Source organism: Stenotrophomonas sp. ESTM1D_MKCIP4_1 (assembly GCF_003086895.1).
Taxonomy (GTDB): Bacteria; Pseudomonadota; Gammaproteobacteria; order Xanthomonadales; family Xanthomonadaceae; genus Stenotrophomonas.
The window spans coordinates 4,212,778-4,233,802 of the sequence record NZ_CP026004.1; the positions used below are offsets into that span (position 1 = coordinate 4,212,778).

Sequence of the window (21,025 nt, forward strand, 5' to 3'; positions counted from 1 at the left end):
ATGTCCCCGCTGCAGACCCTGCTTGCCTCCCACCGCGCCGGTGCCAACGTCGGCCTGTACAGCGTCTGCTGCAGCAACGAACAGGTGCTGCGCGCGGCCATGCACGTGGCGCTGGCGCACGGCACCGTGCTGCTGGTCGAGGCCACCTCCAACCAGGTGGACCAGTTCGGCGGCTACACCGGCATGACCCCGCCGCAGTATCGCGACTACGTCGGCACGCTGGCGGATGAAGAAGGCTTTCCGCGTGAGCGGCTGATCCTGGGCGGCGACCACCTTGGCCCCAACGCCTGGCAGAAGCGCCCCGCTGCCGAGGCGATGACGCACGCGCGTGTGCTGATCGAGGCCTACGTGGCAGCAGGTTTCCACAAGATCCACCTGGACTGCAGCATGTCCTGCGCCGATGATCCGGTGCCGCTGCCGGATGCCATCGTCGCCGCGCGCTCGGCCGAACTGGCCGACATTGCCGAGCGCACCGCCGCCGAACACCGCCTGCCGCCACCGGTCTATGTGATCGGCACCGAAGTACCCGTGCCCGGCGGCGAGGCCTCGCTGGCCGGTGGCCTGCAGGTCACCACGCCCGCCGCTGCCGCACAGACCCTGGCCATCCACCAGCACGCCTTCGATACGCCGCAGCTGCGCGATGCCTGGCAGCGCGTCATCGCGATGGTGGTGCAGCCGGGTGTGGACTTCGACCACAGCAGCGTGCACGAGTACGACCCTGCCGCTGCCAGCGCACTGGCTGACTTCCTCGAAGCGCAGCCGCGCATCGTGTTTGAAGCGCATTCCACCGACTACCAGCGCGAAAGCGGCCTGCATGCCCTGGTACGCGACCACTTCGCCATTCTCAAGGTGGGCCCGGCGGCGACCTTTGCCTACCGCGAGGCGCTGTTCGCGCTGGCCGCCATTGAAGCGGCACTGCTGCCGGCCGCGCAGTGCTCGCGCCTGCCGCAGGTGCTGGACGAGGTGATGCAGGCGCAGCCGAAGTACTGGCAGCCGTATTACCAGGGCGATGCGGCCGAACTTCGCCTGCTGCGCAGTTTCTCCTTCAGCGACCGCTGCCGTTACTACTGGGGCGAGCCGGCATTGCTGCAGGCGGTGCAGACCCTGTTCGCCAACCTGGAACGGCACGCACCGCCGCTGGTGCTGCTCAGCCAGTATCTGCCCGAGCAGTACCGTGCCGTGCGTGAGGGCCACCTGGCCAATACCCCCGCCGCGCTGGTGCAGCATCGCATCGGCCAGTGCCTGGGCGAATACGCCCGCGCCTGCAGCGCCAACCAGGCCGGCGACCGCAAGCAGAACGCAAGCCCGGCTGCCTCCGTTCTTGCGAACGGCTAATCTCTATCTTTCCTGACGAAACCGAGAGATGGCCATGCGCAACACCCGCTCCCGCCGGCAACAGATCCTGCAACTGCTGATCGAGCAGGGCGCGGTGCAGGTGGCCGATCTGGTCGAGCGCTACGGCGTGTCGGCGGTCACCATCCGTGCCGACCTGACCCACTTCGAGTCGCAGGGCCTGGCCACCCGTACCCACGGCGGCGCCACCCTGGTGCGCACGCCGCCGCAGGAACAGGACATCCACGAGAAGGACGCGCTGAACCTGCCCCTGAAGGAATCCATCGGTACGGCCGCCGCGCGGCTGGTACAGGCCGGCGACAACATCATCATCGACTCCGGCTCGACCACCATGACCCTGGCCCGCCACCTGCGCGGCCACCGCGACGTGACGGTGATGACCAACGGCCTGAACATCGCCTGGGAACTGGCCAACGCACCCGGCATCAACGTGCTGCTGACCGGCGGCCTGCTGCGCCAGCAATCGCTTTCGCTGCAGGGCAGCCAGGCCGAGGCCAGCCTCAACTCCTACAGCTTCGACACCCTGTTCCTGGGCGTGGATGGCCTGGATCTGCAGTTCGGCCTGACCACCCACGACGAAGCCGAAGCCCGCCTCAACCACCGCATGGTCGAACGCGCGCGCCGCATCGTGGTGCTCACCGACGCCTCCAAGTTCGGCCGCGTCAGCCTGCACCGCATCGCCCGCCTCGACCAGATCCACGCCATCATCACCGACGCCGGCATTGACGATGCGACCCGCGAGGGCCTGCAGCGGCTGGGCATCGAGGTGATCATCGCCGAGACACCGCCATGACCGATCTCCGCCGCCTGCACGGCCGCATCCTCACCCCGCTGGGCTGGCGCCGTGGCCAGGTCCATTTCGATTCGCACATCCGCCAGCTGCAGGTGGATGACCACAGCGGTGCTGATGATCTGCAGCTGCCGGTGATCCTGCCCGGCTTCATCGATCTGCACGTGCATGGCGCCGCCGGTGTGGATCTGATGCAGGGGGGCGACGTGGCCCGCACCATCGCCCGCACCCATCTGCGGTTCGGTACCACGACCCTGCTGGCGACCACCATGACCGCCGGCCTGGACGAGATCGAACACGCGCTGCAGGGCGTGGCCGCCGCGATGGCCAGCCCCGATACCGAGGCCGCGCGTATTGCCGGCGTGCATCTTGAAGGCCCTTTCATCAGCCCACAGCGGCTGGGCGCGCAGCCCAACCGCACCATCGAGGCGACGCTGGCGCTGGTGCAGCAACTGCACGCGCTGGCGCCGATCCGGGTGATGACGCTGGCGCCGGAGATCGGCGAGCACACGGCGCTGATTCCTGCGTTGTCGGCGATGGGCATCCGGGTGCAGCTGGGCCACAGCGCCGGCACCTACGAAGAAGGCGTGGCCGCGCTGCAGGCCGGTGCCTCCGGCTTTACCCATCTGTTCAATGGCATGACCGGCGTGGACCACTACCGCCCGGGTATTGCCGCCGCCGCGCTGGCGCATGCGCAGTACGCGGAAATCATTCCCGACCTGCAGCACATCCATCCCGGTGTGATCCGCTTGGCCGCGCGCGCGATTCCGCGTCTGTACGCGGTGACCGATGCTACCGCCGCCACCGGCATGCCCGATGGCGAATACGCACTGGGCGAGCAGCGCGTACACAAGTGCGGCGGCTGCGTGCGCCTGGCCACCGGTTCGCTGGCCGGCAGCGCACTGACCATGGACCAGGCACTGCGCAACCTGGTGCAGGTGGGCCTGGACCTGGCCGATGCCTCGCAGCGTGTTTCCACATACCCCGCCGACTACCTGGGCCTGGACGATCGCGGCCGCATCGCGCCCGACGCCTGCGCCGACCTGGTGGTACTCGACGCCAGCCTGCGCCTGCAGCAGGTAGTGGTGGGTGGGCGTGTGGTTGATCTGAACGCCGGAAACGCCTGACGCCCTGCTTTTGTAGAGTCGAGCTTGCTCGACTGCTCTGCCTGGTCAGTCGAGCAAGCTCGACTCTACGGATCGAAGCCAGTCGAGCAAGCTCGACTCTACCAAAGCGATCCGCACCAATACGCCGCACAGGAAACCTGTCGATGACTGCACGCACCGCTCCGCGCTGGCCCGTACGCTATCTGCTGTTCATTGGGGGCCTGGGCGGCCTGCTGTACGGCATCGACATCGGCATCATCGCCGGCGCCCTGCCCTATCTGGAAGCCACCGCCAGCCAGGCGTGGCACCTCACCAGCCAGCAGCTCGGCTTCGTGGTGGCCGCAGTACTGCTGGGCAGCGTGCTGTCCTCGCTGTTCGCCGGTTTGGTGGCTGATCTGATCGGCCGCCGCGGCGCCATGCTGCTGGCCGGCGTGCTGTTCACCGCCTCCATCCCGATCATGGCGCTGGCCTCGGGCTACACGCCGCTGCTGCTCGGCCGCCTGCTGCAGGGCATCAGCGGCGGCCTGATCGGCGTGGTGGTGCCGCTGTATCTGGCAGAAGTGCTCAGCCCGGAACGGCGCGGCCGTGGCGCGGCCATGTTCCAGTTGCTGCTGACCATTGGCCTGGTGTTGGCGGCGCTGATCGGCCTGTACCAGGCCCATGCGGTGGATGCGGCCACCGAAGCGACCCGACACCTGCCCGACGCACAGCAGGCGCAGGCACTGTTTGTGGCCAAGGACCATGCCTGGCGCACCATCTTCTGGAGCTGCCTGACGCCGGGCATCGTGTTCTGCGTGGGCCTGTTCTGGCTGTCTGAATCCCCACGCTGGCTGGTACGGCGTGGGCGGCTGGACGACGCGCGGCGCAGCCTGCAGCGCGTGCTGGCCGCCGACCAGGTGGAGGCCACGCTGGCCCAGATCCAGGCACCGGATACCCACAGCGCCGACGGCAAGCGTGAGCCCCTGCTCAGCCGACGCTACGTGAAGCCCTTCCTGCTGGCCTGCGTGGTGCTGGCCTGCACCCAGGCCACCGGCATCAACTCCGTGCTGGCCTATGCGGTGAACATTCTCAACCAGGCCGGCCTGTCGGGCTCGGTGGCCAACGGCGCCGATGTGGCCATCAAGCTGCTCAATGCGCTGATGACCGTAGCCGCCCTGCTGCTGGTCGACCGCAAGGGCCGCAAGTTCCTGCTGATGCTGGGCAGTGGTGGCATCTGCGTGGCGCTGCTGGCCGCCGCCACCCTGTTTTTCCAGGCCGAGCGCGGCCGTGCCGATGTGCAGCCGCAGCTGCAGGCTGCGGTCAGTGGTGATGGCCTGCAGCTCGTGCTGGATGACACGCAGTGGCAGCAGTTGGGTGCGGGCATCGACCGCGAAGGGCGGCCGCTGCAACTGACCGTGTCCTACGCCTACGGCGATTTCACCAACGTGCGCGCGTTGCGCAGCGACAACCCCGGCGATCGCGAACTGCGCATCGAGCGTGCCGGCACCGTGCAGCCGGACAGCGTGATCGGCGCCTTCTTCCGCCACCTGCACCTGAACCCCTTCGCCGACCCGGCCAGCGCCGCGCAGGCCCCGCTGCGCATTGAACAGGCACGCATCGGCCCGGTGCCGCCACCCGCGCACGGCTGGGCCGTCGCCGCTTGCATCCTCGTATTCGTGGCCTTCTTCGCAGTCGGCCCCGGCGTGTGCGTGTGGCTGGCGCTGTCGGAACTGATGCCCAACCGCATCCGCTCCAATGGCATGAGCATCGCCCTGCTCATCAACCAGTTCGTGTCCACCACCATCGCCGCCCTGTTCCTGCCCACGGTGGGGCACTACGGCTATGCCAGCATGTTCCTTTTCTGGGCCGGCTGCACCTTCGTGTTCTTCCTGGTGGCCGCGCTGTGGCTGCCGGAAACCAAGGGCAAATCGCTGGAAGAGATCGAAGCGCGCTTCGCCCGGTAGAGCCGACCGGTAGAGTCGACTGTTAGTCGACTACGGTCAGTCGACTGGCGCGAAGCGCGGCGTCGCTGGCGGCTGGGCAAAAGGCAGTCGACTGACAGTCGACTCTACCGGTCGACGCGGTCATTCGCCGGTGATGTGATTTTCCGACGCGGTGCATGCTGCCTGCCCGGCGGCGCATCAACGGTTGCGCCCGGCATGCATGCGGTCAAGCCCAGCGCCGCAGCCAGCAACAACGAAACCGCGCCCCTCACACCAGCTTCCTCAACTTGAGCGCCACTACGATCTGCAGCACCCCGTACACCAGGCTGCCGATACCCATCCACAGCGTGGTCACTGCCACGCCCGCCAGCGGGTTGGCCGCAAACAGCAGGCCCAGCACGATGGCCAGCACACCGCTGAGTATCAGCACCCATTCGCCGCGGATATGCCGGCGCACGCGCAGAGCGAACACGATGCGATAGATACCCGCCACCAGCAGCCAAGCCGCCAGCAACAGCACCAGCACACTGGCGGTGGCCAGCGGGTTGATCACCGCCACCGCGCCAAAGCCCAGCGAGGCCACCGCGTACAGCAGCAACCAGCCACGGGGCGCACCACTGCCACCGCTGATGAGCGCCAGCAGGCTGATGACCCCCTCGGCAATGGCCAGCAGGCCCAGCACCCAGGCCAGCGCAGTGGCTGCGGCCATCGGCCAGCCGATTGCGGTGATGCCGAAGCCCAGCGCGGCAACGCCGTACAGCAACAGGATCGGCCAGCTGCGGCCAATGGCGGACAACAGCGGTGAGCGGGGCGATTCGGGAGACAGCATGACCACTCCTTCGATCAGGTTCACACCCCATCCTAGCGCCAGCGCCGATGACGACTCCATCACGACACCTGCGCGCAGACCTCTCGGCATCACGCGCCAACGGGGTGAATCGGCCGGATAACTCGACTGGGTAGAGTCGACTGTCGGTAGAGTCGACTGTCGGTAGAGTCGACTGTCGGTAGAGTCGACTGTCGGTAGAGTCGACTGTCGGTAGAGTCGACTGTTAGTCGACTGCTCTCCCTTCGGATGGCGAAAAACCCCGTCCTGCGGACGGTGGTCGACCAACCGTCGACTCTACCCAGTCGGCTCTACCGGCATCCATCGCCACGCCGTCTGCGGCACGCTCACGGCACCCGCGCGCACACCCACACGCGCACTTCGCTTGCCCCCACCAAGCGCAGCGTCTCCGCCACTTCCATCACCGTGCTGCCGGTGGTCATCACGTCGTCCACCACGGTCAGTCGCGGCGGTACCGCACCACGCACATCGAAGGCATCGAACAGGTTGTCGCGGCGTTGTTCAGCGCTGCGCTCCGACTGCGGTGCGGTGTGCCGGCGGCGGTACAGGCCGCGCCACACCGGCTGCCGCAGCAGACGGCACAGTTCACCGGCCTGGTCGTAGCCGCGTTGCCGCAGCCGGCGCGGATGCAACGGCACCGGTACCAGCAGCGGGCAGGCCCATGGCGGCGGCTGCCGCTGCATCAACTGCGCCAGCAGCCGTCCGGCCGCCAGGTCCTGGTGGAACTTGTAGCGCACCAGCAACTGGTCAACCGGCGGCAGGTACAACAGGCTGGCATGGGTGGCGGCCTGCGGTGGTGGTTCCTCGCGGCAGGTGCCACAGACCGGCAGCGCGCTGTCCGGCAATGGCAGTGCACAGCGCAGGCATGCACGCCCGGACCAGGGAAGATCCGCCAGGCAGGCGGCACACAGATCCAGGCCATCGTGGCCGGGGTCATCGCAGACCAGACAGCGCAGCGGCAGCAGCACCTGCAGGGCCGCTGAAGCGGTGCGAGCCAGTGCGTTCCGGATTCCCTGTATCGGCATGCCCGCAACTGTGTGCGCTGCGTTCGCCGGATGGCATCAGGCTTCAGCGCGTCGGCGGGTAGGTGCAGGCTGTCCAGCGCAGACCGTGGTAAAGACACAGGGAATGCACATCGGCCCGCCTACGCTGTGCCCGCCACATGCCGGAGTTGCGGATCGCGTATGAACAAGCGGACCAGAATCATCATCCTTGTCCTGGTGATCGGGGCACTCGCCATGGCCGTGCCCAGCCTCGTTCTGTACATGAAGTACGGCGAAACCCACGACCCCGGCCTGCAGAAAGAGGCGGACCGGATGCAGCAGGAGCAGGACAAACCCTGACGTGCCAGCATCCGCCCCTCGCGCACCCGTCGTACCGGCCTGGCTGCCGGATCACTGGAACGTGCTGCCTCGCGACTTCTATCGCCGCCACCCCACGGCGGTCGCACCCGCGCTGCTGAACAAGCTGATCGTGCGCGATGACGGTCGCGCCGCGCGCATCGTGGAAGTGGAGGCGTACGCAGGCAGCGAGGACCCCGCCGCGCATTCCTACCGGGGGCAGACCGCCCGCAATGCCACCATGTTCGGCGAAGCCGGCCACCTGTATGTGTATTTCACCTACGGCATGCACTGGGGCAGCAACGCGGTCTGTGGCGAGGTTGGCGAAGGGGTGGGCGTGCTGCTGCGGGCGGCCGAACCAGTCGCCGGGGTGGGCGCCATGCAGGCGGCACGGCCTGCCGCCAGGCGCGAACGCGATCTGGCCAGCGGCCCCGGCAAGCTGTCCCAGGCGTTCGGCATCACCCGCGATCTGGATGGAGCCGATCTGGTGGCCGCTGACCGTGGCATCGTCATCGTCTGTGATGGCACGCTGCCGCCGGAATCACCCGTGGTCGGGCCACGCATCGGCATCAGCCGCGCAATCGATTTCCCATGGCGATGGCATGTGCCGGACCATCCGCATGTGTCGGTGGGGCCGCGCAGACGCTAGGCCGCACCCGCCAGCAACGGCGGCAGCACCTCGCCCAGCCAGTCAATGAACACCCGCAGCCGCGGCGTCACATGGCGGTTGTTCGGGTACACCACATGGAACGGGTACGGCGCCGGCCGCCACGGTTGCAGGACCTCCACCAGCGCCTTGCTGCGCAGCGCAGCACCTGCGGCGTAGCTGAAAGTCTGCACCAGGCCCATGCCGGCGATGGCCGCCGCCAGATGTGCGTTGCTTTCATTGATGCCGATGCGGTGCTCGGCCTTGATCTCGAACGCGCCGTCTTCGCCGCGAAAGCGGAACGGTACGGCGCGGCCGTTCGACGGCAACAGATAGCTGACCAGTCGATGGCCGTTGCGCAGCTCTTCGGGATAGGCCGGCACACCATGCGCCTTCAGGTAACGCGGGCTGGCACAGGTGATCAGATGCGCATTGCCCAGGTGGCGTGCCACCAGCGAGGAATCATCCAGCGCGCCGCCGCGGATCACGCAGTCCACGTTCTCGCTGATCAGGTTCACCGTGCGGTCGGACACGCCCAGTTCGATGCGTATGTCCGGGTAGCGGGCCATGAAGTCGGGCAGCACGGGAATAAGCACATCGCGCGCGGTGGAGCCGCCGATATCCACGCGAAGCAGGCCGCGCGGCGTCCCGCGTGCGGCGCTGAAGGAGGCATCGACGTCTTCCAGGTCGCGCAGCAGGCGACCGGCTTTTTCGTAGTAGGCCTGGCCTTCGGCGGTGACCGCCACGCGCCGCGTGGTCCGCTGCAGCAGCCGCACGCCCAGGTGAGCTTCCAGCTCGCGCACCAGCTTGCTCAGCGAGGTGGTCGGCATGTCCAGCGAATCGGCGGCACGGGTGAAGCTGCCCGCCTCGACGACACGGGCGAAAGCACGGATGGCGTGGAGCTGGTTCATGCTGTTGATTATGCACATGTATGCACAGTCATTGTCATTGCGCATTATTTATCGCCAACGCGCCGCCGCCCATCATTTCTCCCACCCGCTGCCACCCCGTCCCCGGCAGCCCTTACAGGAGAACACCATGAGCACTGATTTCAACGGCAAGATCGCCCTCGTCACCGGCGGCACCACCGGCATCGGCCTGGCCACCGCGCAGCACCTGGCCAACCTCGGCGCCAAGGTCTTCATCACCGGCCGTCGCCAGCCGGAACTGGACGCTGCCGTCGCCGCCATCGGCGCGCAGGCCACCGGCATCCGCGCCGATGCCGCGCAGCCCAGCGACCTGGACGCGGTCTACGCGCAGATCGCCCGCCAGGCCGGCCGCCTGGACATCCTGTTCGCCAATGCCGGCGGCGGTGACATGCTGCCGCTGGGTGCCATCACCGAAGAACACTTCGACCGCATCTTCGCCACCAATGTGCGCGGCGTGCTGTTCACCGTGCAGAAGGCGCTGCCGCTGCTGGTTGATGGCGCCTCGGTCATCCTCACCGGCTCGACGGTCTCGATCCAGGGCACGGCCAACTTCAGCGTATACAGCGCCAGCAAGGCCGCCGTGCGCAACTTCGCGCGCTCGTGGGCGCTGGACCTGAAGGAGCGCCGCATCCGGGTGAACGTGGTCAGCCCCGGCCCGATCCGCACGCCGGGCCTGGGCGATCTGGTCCCTGATGAAGCGCGCCAGGGCCTGTTCGATCACCTCGCCGCGCAGGTGCCGCTGGCCCGCCTCGGCGAACCGCAGGAAATAGCCAACGCGGTGGCCTTCCTGGCCTCGGATGCGGCCAGCTTCGTCAACGGCATCGAGTTCTTCGTCGACGGCGGCATGGCCCAGGTGTGATGCCAGCCGTGCGGACATAAGCCGCGAAGTTCTCAATCGAAGCACCTGCCGGGCAGCCCGGCAGGTGTACCCACCTTGGTCAGTCGCAGTCCTGGTAACCGCCCACTGCACCGCAGTGCCTGCAGCGGAACAGATAAGCCGTCGGTGATCCGTCCTTGTCCAATGCGGCCAGGAAGTGCTGCCACTGCGGTCCATCCTCCAGCCCGGTGCTGTCCTGGATGGCCACTACGGCCTGCTCGCCGTGGGCTTCCAGTTCAGCGCGACCGGCGCGGCCGATGAACTGCGCGGCATCACCGCAGTGCGTCCACCACTGTTCCTGCTGCCAGCCGCTGAAGCCGGGGGTGCGCTGCGCGATCTCGTCGATGATGTCTTCGTCGACCTCATCCCACTCGCCGCCCCCACCCACGCCTTCCTCATCGCTGAAGGTGGCACCGAGTCGCTCATGTGCAGAGCCATCGGCGATGCACCAGGGGCAGATCTCCTGCTCGTACTCCTCTTCGGCATAGACCGGCCCCGTATAGACGTAGCCGCGCGCCTCCGCGCAGCACACGCAGGCCGTATCAGCAGCGATCACGCTGCCGGTGGCGATGGGGTCCGGGTGGTAGGTGAAGCGGGGCAGATCCATGGCAGTTCCTTTGTTGCGGACCCCGAGTCTAGCGTTGCGCAGCCTTGGACCACTGTAAACCTCAACTCAATCATTAAGGTTGACAGCGATTGGCTGGACTCCCACACTGCCGCCCTCGCTCCAACTCCCCAGGGTCCCGCCATGGCGTCCGCCATCCGCCACGACTGGCAGCACGATGAACTGCAGGCGCTGTTCGACCTGCCCTTGCCGGAGCTGCTGTTCCGCGCCGCCAGCGTGCATCGCGTGCACTTCGATCCAACCCAGGTACAGGTCTCCACCCTGCTGTCGGTGAAGACCGGCGGCTGCCCGGAGGACTGCGCGTACTGCCCGCAGGCGCAGCGCTACAACACGGGGGTGAACGCGCAGAAGCTGATGGATACCGAGGCGGTGCTGGCCAAGGCGCGCCAGGCCAAGGCCGCTGGCGCATCGCGCTTCTGCATGGGCGCGGCGTGGCGTTCGCCGAAGGACCGCGACATTCCCAAGGTGGCCGCGATGATCGCCGGGGTGAAGGCCTTGGGCCTGGAAACCTGCGCCACCCTGGGCATGCTCAGTGGCGAGCAGGCCCGCGCGTTGAAGGATGCCGGGCTGGACTACTACAACCACAACCTGGACACCGCACCGGACTACTACGATTCGATCATCCACACCCGCCAGTACCAGGACCGCCTGGACACGCTGGGCCATGTGCGCGATGCCGGGCTGAAGACCTGCTGCGGTGGCATTGTCGGCATGGGTGAAACACGCGCGCAGCGTATCGGCCTGCTGCTGGCGCTGGCGACGTTGCCGGCGCACCCCGATTCGGTACCGATCAACAAGCTGGTGCAGGTGGCCGGTACGCCCCTGCATGGCAGCGCGGAGCTGGACCCGTTCGAGTTCGTGCGCATGATCGCGGTAGCACGCATCGCCATGCCGCGTTCGATGGTGCGCCTGTCAGCCGGTCGCGAAGCCATGAGTGATGAGCTGCAGGCGCTGTGCTTCCTGGCCGGCGCCAACTCGATCTTCTACGGTGAAAAGCTGCTGACTACCGGCAACCCGGAAAGCGAACGCGACCTGGCCCTGTTCGCGCGCCTGGGCCTGCAGCCGATGGCAGTGCGGGTGGACGCCGAAGGCCACGACCACGGCGCCACCGTGCATGCCGATATCAGCACCCATGTCTCCGGTTGCGGCTGCGCCCACGCGGCCTGAGCGGGGGGCCGAGCGGGCGCGGCGGCAACGCGCTACCCTAGCCGCCCCGTCGTCGCCTGTAGCCACCATGGCCCGCCCCGACCTGACTGCCCGCCTCCAAGCCCAGCGCGCGTTGCGCGATGCACAAGGCCGTCGCCGCCCGCGGCGCACGGTCACCCGCCGTGATGGTGTGCGTCTGGAAGTGGACGGGCGCTGGCTGACCGGGTTCTGCAGCAATGACTATCTGGGCCTGGCCCAGCAGTTCAGCGTGGTCAACGCGCTGCAGGATGCCGCCGCGCGCGAGGGCGCCGGCGCTGGCGCCTCGCATCTGGTCTGCGGGCACCATGCGCTGCACGACGCGCTGGAACGCGAAGTGGCCGAGTGGCTTGGCTACCCGCGCGCCCTGCTGTTCGGCAGCGGCTTTGCCGCCAACCTGGCGGTGCAGCAGGCGCTGCTGAGCGAAGAGAACGACGTCTGCGTGCAGGACAAGCTCAACCACGCCAGCCTGCTCGACGCCACCCGGCTGGCCGGTGCCCGCCTGCGCCGTTACCCGCACCTGGATCCGGAAGGTGCGATGCGCCAGCTCAAGCATGCGCCCGATGGCGCGGCGATGCTGGCCACCGATGGTGTCTTCAGCATGGACGGCGATGTTGCGCCGCTGCGCGCATTGTCTTTGGTGGCGCGCCTGCAGCAGGCGCTGTTCTACGTGGACGATGCCCATGGTGTCGGTGTGCTTGGCGATGGCCGTGGTGCCGTCGCCACTGCCGGCCTGGGCGTGGACGACGTGCCGCTGCAGCTGGTCACCTTGGGCAAGGCGTTGGGCAGTTCCGGCGCACTGGTGCTGGGCCGCGAGGATCTGGTCGAGCACCTGGCCGAAACCGCGCGACCCTACATCTACACCACGGCCCTGCCACCGGCACTGGCCGCCTCCGCCCTGGAAGCGGTGCGGCTGGCCCGCCGCGACCACTGGCGCCGGGCCAAGTTGGCCGAACTGATCGCCCTGTTCCGCGGCGAAGCGCGCCGCCATGGCCTGGACCTGATGGCCTCGGAAACCCCAATCCAGCCGCTGCTGTGTGGCGATGACCACACCGCCGTGGCGATGTCGCAGGCGCTGGAGCAGGCCGGCTGGCTGGTCGGCGCCATCCGGCCGCCCACCGTGCCCGAAGGCAAGGCGCGCCTGCGCGTTACCCTGTCGGCACTGCATACGCCCGAGCAGGTGCGTGAACTGGTCGAAGCCATCGCCAAGGCACGCGACCGCACCGCCACGGCGCCGCACGACGTGCTGCCACCCGCGCTGCCCGCGCTGGCCTGACCCGCGCGCGTCGTACCCCATGCATATCGATGTCACCGGCACCGGGCCGGACCTGGTTCTGATCCACGGCTGGGCCCTGCAGGGCGGCGTGTTCGCCCCGCTGGTGCAGCGCCTGGCGGATCGTTTCACCCTGCATCGGGTCGACCTGCCCGGCCATGGCCACAGCCGCGACGACAGCACGCCGCTGCGCCTGCCGCATGTGGTCAACGCCATTGCCGCAGCCACGCCGCCGGCGGTGTGGTGCGGCTGGTCGCTGGGTGGCCTGTTCGCGCTGCACGCGGCGGCTACCGTGCCAAAGGTGCGCGGGCTGGCGATGATCGCCGCCACGCCGCGCTTCGTGCGGGGCGACGACTGGCCGCACGCGGTGGAACCGTCGGTGTTCGAGCAGTTCGGGCGCGACCTGGCCAGCGACTTCGGCGGCACGTTGGAGCGCTTCCTGGCGCTGGACGTGATGGGTTCGGCGCATGCCCGCGAGGAGCTGCGCACCCTGCGCCAGCGCCTGGTCGAGCGCGGTGCGCCCAGCGAACGTGCCCTGCTGGAAGGCCTGCGCCTGCTGGAAGGCACCGACCTGCGCGGCGCCCTGCCCACGCTTGGCAGACCCAGCCTGTGGATTGCCGGCCAGCGCGACCGCCTGGTGTCGCCCGCCGCGATGCGGGCGGCCGCCGCACTGGCCCCGGGCGCGCAGGCGCTGACCATCGCCCATGGCGGGCATGCCCCCTTCCTCGGCCACGCTGATGAGGTGGCCGCCGCCCTGCAACACTTCGTTGCCGGCCTGTCACCGGCCGATGGCGGACAATGAGCACTTTCCGCATTCGGCAGGGTTGACGCATGGATCTGGGTATTTCCGGCCGCTGGGCACTGGTCTGCGGCGCAAGCAAGGGCCTGGGCCTGGGCTGCGCGCGCGCACTGGTGCAGGAAGGGGTGAACGTGGTGATCGTGGCCCGTGGGGACGCTGCGCTGCAGGCCGCCGCGGAGGCACTGCGCGCCCTGCCCGGCGCCGCCGAGGTGCGTACCGTAGCCGCCGATGTCACCACCGAGGCCGGCCGTACGCAGGCATTGGCCGCCTGCCCGCAGGTCGACATCCTGGTGACCAATGCCGGTGGCCCGCCGCCGGGTGACTTCCGCACCTTCGAGCGCGACGACTGGATCGCCGCGCTGGATGCCAACATGCTGGCGCCCATCGCGCTGATCCGTGCCACGGTGGACGCGATGATCGCGCGTGGTTTCGGCCGTATCGTCAACATCACCTCGTCGTCGGTGAAGGCACCGATCGATACGCTGGCGCTGTCCAACGGCGCACGCAGCGGCCTCACCGGCTTCGTCGCCGGCCTGGCACGGCGCACGGTCGGCCACAACGTCACGATCAACAACCTGCTGCCCGGCCAGTTCGACACCGACCGCCTGCGCGCCAACTTCGCCCACGCTGCGGGCCAGGACGGCGATGTGCAGGCCGTGGCCGACCGCCGCCGCCAGCAGATTCCCGCCGGCCGCTTCGGCACGCCGGACGAATTCGGCGCCACCTGCGCCTTCCTGTGCAGCGCACAGGCCGGTTACCTCACCGGGCAGAACCTGCTGATCGACGGCGGCGCCTACCCCGGTACGTTCTAAGAGACTTACGCAATGCCGTCCCACTTCGATGCCCGCCATGTCCGCCGCGCGTTCGCCCGCGCCGCCAACAGCTATGACGCCGCCGCGGCCCTGCAGCGCGAGGTGCAGTCGCGGCTGATCGAATCGCTGGACTACCTGGAAGCGCGCAGGCCCGAGGTGGTGCTGGACATCGGTGCCGGCACCGGCCACGCCAGCGCGTTGATGAAGAAGCGCTGGCCGAAGGCGCAGGTGATCGCGATGGACGTCGCGCTGCCGATGCTGGACCAGGCCAAGCGCCAGGCTGGCTGGTGGAAGCCGTTCCAGCGCCTGTGCGGTGACGCCGCCGCGCTGCCGCTGGCTGACAACAGCGTCGATGTGATCTTCAGCAACCTGTGCCTGCAGTGGCTGGACGACCTGCCGGCGGTGTTCGCCGGTTTCCGCCGCGTGCTCAAGCCCGGTGGCCTGTTGTTGTGTTCCACCTTCGGCCCGGAAACCCTGATCGAGTTGAACGAAGCGTTCGCGGCGGCCGATGACCGCCCGCATGTCAGTCGCTTCGCGCAGATCGCCCAGTTCGGCGATGCGCTGATGATGGCCGGCTTCCGCGATCCCGTGCTGGACCGTGACCTGTTCACCCTGACCTACGACGATCTGCCCGCGCTGATGCGCGAGCTGCGTGCGATGGGCGCGACCAACGCACGCGTGGATCGCCGCCATACGCTGACCGGACGCGGCCGTTTTGCCGCCGCCGCCGCCGCGTATGAGCCGATGCGTCGTGCCGACGGCAAGCTGCCCAGCAGCTGGGAAGTGATCTATGCCCATGCCTGGGCACCCGACCCGGGCGCACCGATCCGCGAAGGCGGCCACGACATCGCCTCGGTGCCGGTGTCGGCCATCCCGATCCGCCGCAAGCAGACGTGACCCTCCGGTAGTGCCGGCCGCTGGCCGGCAACCTCAGAATTCCATGGCGATCTGCTGCCGGCCAGCGGCCGGCGCTACCGATGACAAGCGCTCAGGTGTTGGCCGGCGAACTCAGCGGCGGACGCACCAGGTCGCGGTGGAAGAAATAGATTTCCTGCACCAGGAAACGCCAGCTGGTATGGAAGCTGCGGAAGCGCGTGCTGGGTGTGGACGAGGCCAGCGCATCGATGCCCAGCGCCTGGCTCAGGCGCAGCGCGCGGGCCATGTGCAACGGGTCGCTGACGATGATGACCGTATGCAGCTTGCGCTGCTCCATCAGCCGTTTGGCTTCCACCAGATTCTGCACGGTGTTGCGCGAGGCGGTCTCGATCAGGATCGCGTCATCGGGCACCCCATGCTTCAGCGCATAGCGCCGCGCTACCTGCGATTCGGAAAAACGCGCGCCCGCACCGCCGTAGCCACCGGTGAAGATCAGCAAGGGCGCATAGCCGGCCTGGTACAGGTCCAGGCCATGGCGGATGCGCTCTTCAAACACTGGTGAAGGCTTGGCGTCGTAGGCCGCCGCGCCCAGCACGATGATCGCATCGGCCTTGGCGGCCTGGTCGCGCTCGCCCACCCAGACGATCCAGGCGGTCACGCCCAGCAGCCACACCAGCACCAGCACGAAAAGACGCCACAGCCAGCCCAGCGGGCCGGTGTGCGCGCGATGACGGCCGCGGCTCACGCCGCCTCCCAGCGCAGCGCCGGCAGATCGACGTTGCCGCCGGACAGCACCAGGCCCACGCGCTGGCCGGCAAACCGGCCGGGGTGGGCCAGTACCGCCGCCAGCACGGTGGCCGAGGACGGTTCCACCACCTGCTTCAGCACCTCCCACAGCAGGCGCATCGCCGCACGGGTGGCGTCATCGTCAACCACGATCACCTCGGCGCCGGCCGCCTGCAGCAGTTGGAAATTCGGCGCGCCGATGACGGTGCGCAGGCCATCGCAGATCGTGTCGGGAGTGAGATCGGTCAGCCGCTGGCCAGCGGCCAGCGAGCGCGCGGTGTCGTCGGCGCCGGCCGGCTCGGCCAGCACCAGGCGGGTCCGCGGGCTGGCGTGCTGCAGGGCGAGGGCCGTGCCGCTGGCTAGGCCACCGCCGCCCACCGGCACCACCAGCACATCAAACGGGCCGTTGGCGTGCAGCAGTTCGAGCGCTGCAGTGCCCTGCCCGGCCATCACCGCCGGGTCGGCATAGGGATGCACCAGGGTCGCGCCGGTATCGGCCTGCACCCGGGCACAGGTGGCCTCACGGTCGGCGATGGTGGGCGGGCAGCGCCACAGCGTGGCGCCATGACGGGCGATGTTGGCCAGCTTGGCGGCCACCGCGCCTTCGGGCACCACCACGTGGCAGGGAATGCCGCGCGTACGCGCCGCCAGGGCCAGCGCCGCGCCATGGTTGCCGGACGAATGGGTGACCACACCGGCCGCAGCAGCCTGGGCATCCAGCGACCACACCGCATTGCAGGCACCGCGGAACTTGAACGCACCGCCCCGCTGCAGATGCTCGGCCTTGAAGGAAAGGTGCGCCCCGGCCAGTGCATCCAGCGTGTGCGAGCGCAGGACCGGCGTGACATGGGCATGCGGTGCGATCCGCGCGGCGGCGGCCAGGACATCTTCGGCGCGGGGCAACAGTGAATCGCTCATGACGCAAGATTAACGTAAGCCCGGACGCTGGCGGCCACGCCCTGTGCCATGCCAGCATGCAGGCCTTCACCGCCATTCATCCTGGGCCGGCACGATTAAGGGGCGATTCAAAGCCCACGCCTGAAGCTGGCCCTACACCCGTCCTTGGGGGGACCCACATGAAAACGCGCCTGTTGCTTGCCGGTGGCCTGTTGCTGGCCCTTACCGGCTGTTCCACCTACGACTATGTGGGTGGCGGCGGTGGTGGCAGTTACTACCACGGTGCCCCGACCACGGAGTACCGCTATCCGTATGGCTACCCGTCCACCTATGGCTACCCCTACTACGGTGGGTATGGCGGCTACGGTGGCTACGGCTATGGCTACTACGGCAACCCGTATTACTCGCGCCCGGTCTACCGTCCGCCGCACAACCATCGCCCGCCGCCGCCGCGTCCGGGCAATGGGGGCGAGAACCGTCCGCCGCCGCCACCGCGCCAGAACAATGGCGGCTCGCCGTGGCGGAACATGGACTCGATGCGTCGCCCGCCGCAGTCCCGACCGTCTGCGCCACAAGCCCGGCCGTCTGCGCCCCAGGCGCGACCGTCGGCACCGCCGCAGGCCCGTCCGGCACCCGCGCCGCGCGCACCGCGGTCGAACGGCTCGCCGTGGCGGAACATGGAACGATGAATGGTTCCCCGTTGCGAAACACGGATCGTGCGACGCAGCGCACAGTTGAGGCCTGAACCATCTTGCATTTCACGCGGTTCAGGCCGCACTCTACGCGGGTGGTGACGGCCCACGTCACAAAGTGACGAAAACGTTAAGAGCTCGTCACAAACCGCTCTACGTCGATATCCGACAGGAACATCTGGATCCCCCCTGTTCCGGCCCTGTCGGATGTCGGCACCTCTGAAAGCAGACGGCCCCGCAATGCGGGGCCGTTTGTTTTTGATGGTCCCGCAAGGGCATCCACGCATGGCGTGGATCTACTGGGATTGCCGGCGGCCCTGGCTTCAGTAGATCCACGCCATGCGTGGATGGGCGCTACAGGCAGCGCCAAAAAAACAGGGCCGGACAGTCCCCCGACTGCCGGCCCCCCGCTTCCCCACCGTGCGCCTGTACCGGCCCCTGTTCCAATTCCGGTAACGGCGCCTACGGCGCCAGCCACGATGGGTGCTATTGGGTTATCTGCAAATATCCTGCCAACTTTAGGGCGGATTTCATCCCGCGCCCGATCCGGGCCCGTCGCCCTCCCCCGAATGGCGCTAAAATCGCCACCCCGGCGCCGCCCCCGGCCGCGCCCGTCCCCCTGCTGACCTGCCCCCATGACCCAGTCCTTCCATCGTTACGACGTCATCGTCATCGGCGGTGGCCACGCCGGCACCGAGGCCGCGCTGGCCGCGGCCCGTACCGGCGTGCGCACCCTGCTGTTGACCCACAACATCGAAACGGTGGGCGCGATGAGCTGCAACCCGGCCATCGGCGGCATCGGCAAGGGCCATATGGTCAAGGAAATCGACGCCCTCGGCGGCGCCATGGCACATGCGGCCGACCGCGCCGGTATCCAGTGGCGCACGCTGAACGCCTCCAAGGGCCCGGCCGTGCGCGCCACCCGCTGCCAGGCCGACCGCAACCTCTACCGCATGGCGATCCGCGCCATCGTCGAAGGCCAGGCCAACCTGACCGTGTTCCAGGCCGCCGTCGATGATCTTGTCATCGAGGGCGACGACGTGCGTGGGGTCATCACCCAGACCGGCCTGCGCTTCGATGCCGCCGCCGTGGTACTGACCGCCGGCACCTTCCTGGCCGGCAAGATCCACGTCGGCCCGACCCAGTACGCCGCCGGCCGCATGGGCGACCCGCCGGCCACCACGCTGGCCGCGCGCCTGCGCGAGCGTCCGTTCCAGGTCGACCGCCTGAAGACCGGCACCCCGCCGCGCATCGATGGCCGCTCGCTGGATTACAGCGTGATGGACGAGCAGCCCGGCGACAGCCCGCGCCCGGTCATGTCCTTCCTCGGTTCGGTGGACGAGCATCCGCAGCAGGTCAGCTGCTGGATCACCCACACCACCGAACAGACCCACCAGATCATCCGCGATGCGCTGCACCGCTCGCCGCTGTACAGCGGCCAGATCGAAGGCATCGGCCCGCGCTACTGCCCGTCCATCGAAGACAAGGTGGTGCGCTTTGCCGAGAAGGCCAGCCACCAGATCTTCGTCGAGCCCGAAGGCCTGGGCATCGTCGAGATCTACCCCAACGGCATCTCCACCTCGCTGCCGTTCGACGTACAGCTGGAGATGGTGCGCAGCATCGTCGGCTTCCAGAACGCGCACATCACCCGTCCTGGCTACGCCATCGAATACGACTTCTTCGATCCGCGCGGGCTGAAGGCCTCACTGGAAACCAAGCTGGTCAACGGACTGTTCTTCGCCGGTCAGATCAACGGCACCACCGGCTACGAAGAAGCGGCGGCACAGGGCCTGCTGGCCGGCCTCAACGCTGCACGCCAGGTGCGTGGGCTGGACGGCTGGTGCCCGCGCCGCGACGAGGCCTACCTGGGCGTGCTGGTGGATGACCTGATCACCCACGGCACCAACGAGCCGTACCGCATGTTCACCAGCCGCGCCGAGTACCGCCTGCAGCTGCGCGAGGACAACGCCGACCAGCGCCTCACCCCGGCCGGTCGCGAAATGGGCTTGGTGGATGACCGCCGCTGGCGCGCGTTCGAGACCAAGCAGGCCGCCGTGGCTGCCGAGCGCGCACGCCTGGGTGCACTGTGGGCGACCCCGGCCAATGCGCTGGGTCGCGAAGTGCAGGACACGCTGGGCGTGGCGGTCAGCCGCGAAACCAACGTGCTGGACCTCATCAAGCGCCCGGAACTGGATTACGCGCAGCTGATGCAGGTGCCGTCGCTGGGCCCGGCCGTGGCCGATGCCAAGGTGGCCGAGCAGGTGGAGATCGGTGTGAAGTACGCCGGCTACCTGGACCGCCAGCGCGATGAGATCGAACGCCAGCAGCGCCACGAAGCCACGCCGATTGCCGAGGGCTTCGACTACGCCACGGTGCGTGGGTTGTCGGCCGAAGTGCTGCAGAAGCTGGAACGCGTGCGCCCGCAGACCATCGGCCAGGCACAGCGGATTCCCGGCATGACCCCGGCGGCGATCTCGCTGCTGCTGGTGCACCTGGAGCGTGCCCGTCGCGGCCGCGTGGCATAACGCGCATCGCGCAGATGCCATCCACGCATGGCGTGGATCTACCGCAATCGCCGCCTTGGCAGGTGTCGACCTTGGTCGACACACCGCATCAGGTGCCCGCAGAGCCGCCATCGGCGGAGCGCGTATCATCGTCGCGATTGCCCCACCCTGGAGACAGCGATGAACCCTCTGCGCCCCTTCCGCGACAAGATGCCCGTCCTCGGCGAGCGCGTGTACATCGACCCGGCCTGCACGCTCATCGGTGACGTGGCACTGGCCGACGATGTCTCCATCTGGCCGGGCACGGTCATCCGCGGCGACGTCAATTTCGTCCGCATCGGCGCCCGCACCAACGTGCAGGACGGCACCATCATCCACGTCAGCCACCACAGCCCGTACAACAAGGCCGGCTACCCGACCCTCATCGGCGAAGGCGTGACCGTCGGCCATGGCTGCATCATCCACGCCTGCACCATCGGCGATTACAGCCTGATCGGCATGGGTGCGTGCATCCTCGATGGTGCACGCGTCGAGCGCCATGCGTTCGTCGGTGCCGGCGCGGTGGTCGGGCCGGGCAAGGTGGTGGGCGAAGGCGAACTGTGGGTCGGCAACCCGGCGCGTCCGGCACGCACGCTCAGCGACAAGGAGATCGAGTCCCTGCACTACTCGGCCGACCACTACGTGCGGCTGAAGGACGAATACCGGGGCTGAGCCGCGTCGCCGGCCACCGTGCTCTGCTAAAGTCGGGGCCCGACCAGGAACCGTCGAG

21 protein-coding genes are annotated in these 21,025 nt (G+C 68.3%); 15 read left to right on the forward strand and 6 right to left on the reverse strand.

Translation table 11 applies throughout. From position 1 onward, the window contains the following. The 4 genes from C1924_RS19055 to C1924_RS19070 all read left to right on the forward strand — a co-directional run bounded on the left by C1924_RS19055 (window position 1) and on the right by C1924_RS19070 (window position 5,192). On the forward strand, window positions 1-1,335 hold the full coding sequence (locus C1924_RS19055) for a D-tagatose-bisphosphate aldolase, class II, non-catalytic subunit (RefSeq protein WP_108766715.1): 1,335 nt from the start codon (window positions 1-3) through the stop codon (window positions 1,333-1,335). A 34-nt stretch (window positions 1,336-1,369) separates the two neighbouring features. Continuing rightward, window positions 1,370-2,146, forward strand: a complete 777-nt coding sequence (locus C1924_RS19060; protein ID WP_108767123.1) for a DeoR family transcriptional regulator — start codon at window positions 1,370-1,372, stop codon at window positions 2,144-2,146. Continuing rightward, window positions 2,143-3,270 (forward strand): N-acetylglucosamine-6-phosphate deacetylase, encoded by a 1,128-nt coding sequence (gene nagA / locus C1924_RS19065; RefSeq protein WP_108766716.1) that lies wholly within the window; start codon window positions 2,143-2,145, stop codon window positions 3,268-3,270. The genes C1924_RS19060 and nagA overlap by 4 nt, the downstream gene beginning before the upstream one ends. 143 nt (window positions 3,271-3,413) lie before the next feature. Then, window positions 3,414-5,192, forward strand: a complete 1,779-nt coding sequence (locus C1924_RS19070; protein WP_108766717.1) for an MFS transporter — start codon at window positions 3,414-3,416, stop codon at window positions 5,190-5,192. A 247-nt stretch (window positions 5,193-5,439) separates the two neighbouring features. Here the strand turns inward: C1924_RS19070 and C1924_RS19075 are convergent, their stop codons facing one another. Then, on the reverse strand, window positions 5,440-6,000 hold the full coding sequence (locus tag C1924_RS19075; protein ID WP_108767124.1) for a DUF308 domain-containing protein: 561 nt from the start codon (window positions 5,998-6,000) through the stop codon (window positions 5,440-5,442). A gap of 344 nt (window positions 6,001-6,344) precedes the next feature. Continuing rightward, window positions 6,345-7,043, reverse strand: a complete 699-nt coding sequence (locus C1924_RS19080; RefSeq protein WP_108766718.1) for a ComF family protein — start codon at window positions 7,041-7,043, stop codon at window positions 6,345-6,347. Between the two features lie 159 nt (window positions 7,044-7,202). Between C1924_RS19080 and C1924_RS20400 the strand changes: the two genes are divergently transcribed. Further along, window positions 7,203-7,361 (forward strand): hypothetical protein, encoded by a 159-nt coding sequence (locus C1924_RS20400; protein ID WP_159094847.1) that lies wholly within the window; start codon window positions 7,203-7,205, stop codon window positions 7,359-7,361. A gap of 61 nt (window positions 7,362-7,422) precedes the next feature. After that, window positions 7,423-8,007: a DNA-3-methyladenine glycosylase gene (locus tag C1924_RS19085; protein WP_254051180.1), complete on the forward strand. Its 585-nt coding sequence runs from the start codon at window positions 7,423-7,425 to the stop codon at window positions 8,005-8,007. Here C1924_RS19085 and C1924_RS19090 read toward each other — a convergent pair. After that, a complete protein-coding gene (locus C1924_RS19090; RefSeq protein WP_108767125.1) occupies window positions 8,004-8,915 on the reverse strand; it encodes a LysR family transcriptional regulator in 912 nt (303 codons plus the stop codon). The genes C1924_RS19085 and C1924_RS19090 overlap by 4 nt on opposite strands. 127 nt (window positions 8,916-9,042) lie before the next feature. On the opposite strand from C1924_RS19090, the gene C1924_RS19095 reads away from it, so the two are divergent. Further along, a complete protein-coding gene (locus C1924_RS19095; RefSeq protein WP_108766720.1) occupies window positions 9,043-9,792 on the forward strand; it encodes a glucose 1-dehydrogenase in 750 nt (249 codons plus the stop codon). A 79-nt stretch (window positions 9,793-9,871) separates the two neighbouring features. Here the strand turns inward: C1924_RS19095 and C1924_RS19100 are convergent, their stop codons facing one another. Beyond that, the gene (locus tag C1924_RS19100; protein WP_108766721.1) at window positions 9,872-10,417 is read right to left on the reverse strand and encodes a CbrC family protein; all 546 of its coding nucleotides are present in this window, start codon (window positions 10,415-10,417) and stop codon (window positions 9,872-9,874) included. A 141-nt stretch (window positions 10,418-10,558) separates the two neighbouring features. Between C1924_RS19100 and bioB the strand changes: the two genes are divergently transcribed. From bioB to bioC, 5 genes are all read left to right on the forward strand, one after another. Continuing rightward, window positions 10,559-11,602, forward strand: a complete 1,044-nt coding sequence (gene bioB, locus C1924_RS19105) for a biotin synthase BioB (RefSeq protein ID WP_108766722.1) — start codon at window positions 10,559-10,561, stop codon at window positions 11,600-11,602. Window positions 11,603-11,669: 67 nt separating this feature from the next. Further along, the gene (gene bioF / locus C1924_RS19110) at window positions 11,670-12,893 is read left to right on the forward strand and encodes an 8-amino-7-oxononanoate synthase (protein ID WP_108766723.1); all 1,224 of its coding nucleotides are present in this window, start codon (window positions 11,670-11,672) and stop codon (window positions 12,891-12,893) included. Window positions 12,894-12,912: 19 nt separating this feature from the next. Continuing rightward, on the forward strand, window positions 12,913-13,692 hold the full coding sequence (gene bioH, locus C1924_RS19115) for a pimeloyl-ACP methyl ester esterase BioH (protein WP_108766724.1): 780 nt from the start codon (window positions 12,913-12,915) through the stop codon (window positions 13,690-13,692). Between the two features lie 29 nt (window positions 13,693-13,721). Continuing rightward, window positions 13,722-14,501, forward strand: a complete 780-nt coding sequence (locus tag C1924_RS19120) for an SDR family oxidoreductase (RefSeq protein ID WP_108766725.1) — start codon at window positions 13,722-13,724, stop codon at window positions 14,499-14,501. A 12-nt stretch (window positions 14,502-14,513) separates the two neighbouring features. Then, window positions 14,514-15,398, forward strand: coding sequence for a malonyl-ACP O-methyltransferase BioC (gene bioC, locus C1924_RS19125; protein ID WP_108766726.1), 885 nt, complete (start codon window positions 14,514-14,516; stop codon window positions 15,396-15,398). Between the two features lie 91 nt (window positions 15,399-15,489). Here bioC and C1924_RS19130 read toward each other — a convergent pair whose 3' ends face one another. Together C1924_RS19130 and C1924_RS19135 are read right to left on the reverse strand one after the other, a co-directional pair. Next, window positions 15,490-16,134: a YdcF family protein gene (locus C1924_RS19130; protein WP_174209001.1), complete on the reverse strand. Its 645-nt coding sequence runs from the start codon at window positions 16,132-16,134 to the stop codon at window positions 15,490-15,492. Beyond that, a complete protein-coding gene (locus tag C1924_RS19135) occupies window positions 16,119-17,081 on the reverse strand; it encodes a pyridoxal-phosphate dependent enzyme (RefSeq protein ID WP_108766728.1) in 963 nt (320 codons plus the stop codon). Before C1924_RS19135 ends, C1924_RS19130 begins: the two co-directional genes overlap by 16 nt. 158 nt (window positions 17,082-17,239) lie before the next feature. Between C1924_RS19135 and C1924_RS19140 the strand changes: the two genes are divergently transcribed. From C1924_RS19140 to C1924_RS19155, 3 genes are all read left to right on the forward strand, one after another. Then, entirely contained in the window at window positions 17,240-17,749 is a 510-nt protein-coding gene (locus C1924_RS19140) for a hypothetical protein (RefSeq protein ID WP_108766729.1), read from the forward strand. A 638-nt stretch (window positions 17,750-18,387) separates the two neighbouring features. Further along, complete coding sequence (gene mnmG, locus C1924_RS19150) at window positions 18,388-20,277, forward strand: tRNA uridine-5-carboxymethylaminomethyl(34) synthesis enzyme MnmG (RefSeq protein ID WP_108766730.1); 1,890 nt, start codon at window positions 18,388-18,390, stop codon at window positions 20,275-20,277. Window positions 20,278-20,436: 159 nt separating this feature from the next. Continuing rightward, window positions 20,437-20,967 carry a gamma carbonic anhydrase family protein gene (locus tag C1924_RS19155; RefSeq protein ID WP_108766731.1) on the forward strand — a complete coding sequence of 177 codons (531 nt, stop codon included), beginning with the start codon at window positions 20,437-20,439 and terminating at the stop codon, window positions 20,965-20,967. Window positions 20,968-21,025 lie beyond the last annotated feature (58 nt).